Annotated in this window: 1 pseudogene; it reads right to left on the reverse strand. The window is 60.5% G+C overall.

Annotated features, from left to right (window positions below):
* Positions 1-233 (reverse strand): annotated as a pseudogene (locus EOD29_RS35325) (DeoR/GlpR family DNA-binding transcription regulator); the annotation flags it as partial.

Genomic DNA, 233 nt, shown 5'->3' on the forward strand with positions numbered 1-233 from the left:
GGGCATCCGCCTCCATGATGCCGAGCGGGCCGACGCCCTGCGCGCCGATGAACATCCGCCGCGCATAAAAATTGCGGATCGCGTCATTGTCGAAAGGCGACAGGATGAGGCTCTGTTCACGATAGATCGCGCCGCCCGGCACCGTCACCGTGTTCTTGGAATGCTTCACCAGATGTTCGGCGATGGCAAAAGAGTTGGTCATCACCTGCATGCGATGGCCGGCCATGTAGTGC

The sequence above is a fragment of the Mesorhizobium sp. M1A.T.Ca.IN.004.03.1.1 genome, assembly GCF_003997555.1.
Lineage (GTDB): Bacteria > Pseudomonadota > Alphaproteobacteria > Rhizobiales > Rhizobiaceae > Mesorhizobium.